We start from the raw sequence: 1,193 nt of genomic DNA, 5'->3' as shown, positions 1-1,193 counted from the left end.
CATACTGCTCTTCGCTAATCTCCATAAACTCAGGTTCATAGAATGAAAAGGCTTGTTCTAACTGACTGTATAGGGTCATTGCCTTAGCATAGTACTCTTGATACTTGGCTTCACGCGTGTCCTGGTCATTTTTCATATGCGCATAGACATAAAGCTTTTCAACTTGGCGTTCCAAGTCGAGTGAGAATTCTGTGATCTCAAGCAAACTGTCTGCGCTGTCCAAGAGATGTCCCTCATACTGGGACGCTGTTTGTACTTTTTCAGTTAAATCTTTCAAGGCTTCTTCCCAAGCCTGGTCTGTTGGGTAGATTGTCGAAAGATCCCATGTATCTTTTTCATTTATTTCATATCGTTGTAATACCATAAGATTCCTCCATCCTTTCTATTTTACCACATTTTTTGAGAAATATAAGTGATAAAAGGCTGGTGGATAGAGCTTTTGGCGATTATTTTTCGGATTTTTTTGATAGTAGGCCTGAAAATTTCTATAATAGCTAGTCAAATCCGTTTCAATCTGCAAAAAATCACCTGATTCTATAGGTCTGACCTGTGGATACCAATCTTCCAGTTCATAGGTCAAAAGATTTTTACCTTGCTGGTAGGCCTCCTCCTGCTGTTTCATCCAGTAGGGAGTTTGGTAGTACAGCTGCTGGCGGATATAGTGGCAGATGGTTGGGTCTTGAGGGACTGTAAAACTAGATAGACTTTGTTTTTGATAGGGATATCGTAGAATTTTCAAGAGATTTCCTTGACCAAAAGAAAATTCTTTAATCTGGAAATAAAGTTTGCCTCTCAGATCTTGGTGTATCAAGTATTTGAGCCTTAAAACCCGCCTTTTGTAATCCAATTCCCAGACATGAAAGCCCATATTCTGACTAAAATAGAGAAATCCTCTTTGTAATCGAGTCAAGCGCTCCTTTAACCAGAGTTTTTCTCCCAGTATCCAAAGTACTTGATAGCCCTGACCACTATAGCCTTGACTTCTCTCTTGCAACCGTTTCTGAGACAAAGCGCTACATTGCACTTCCAGAGCCAGACTGCCATTTAGCAAAACATCTGCTATCTGCGGAATCTCAGCGAATGCATACTCTAAGGCTACTTGGTTATCCTTTTTCGCCCAGTGATAGAGAGCTTCTTTATTGCCTAGGTGCTCTGGACTTTCATTTTCAAAAGAATAGGCACAATCCCTTAAA

General features: G+C 40.2%; 1 protein-coding gene and 1 pseudogene. Both read right to left on the bottom strand.

What is annotated here, in order from left to right; genetic code table 11:
- Positions 1-364 (bottom strand): annotated as a pseudogene (locus tag SORDD24_RS07260) (oligoendopeptidase F); the annotation flags it as partial.
- 18 nt (positions 365-382) lie between these two features.
- The coding region (locus tag SORDD24_RS07255) for a competence protein CoiA (RefSeq protein WP_231082701.1) at positions 383-1,193 on the bottom strand (811 nt) is incomplete at its 5' end.

Source organism: Streptococcus oralis, assembly GCF_001579175.1.
GTDB classification, from domain to species: Bacteria; Bacillota; Bacilli; order Lactobacillales; family Streptococcaceae; genus Streptococcus; species Streptococcus oralis_O.
The sequence above is the reverse complement of the archived record's forward strand: the minus strand, read 5'-3'. Positions and strand labels throughout refer to the sequence as shown.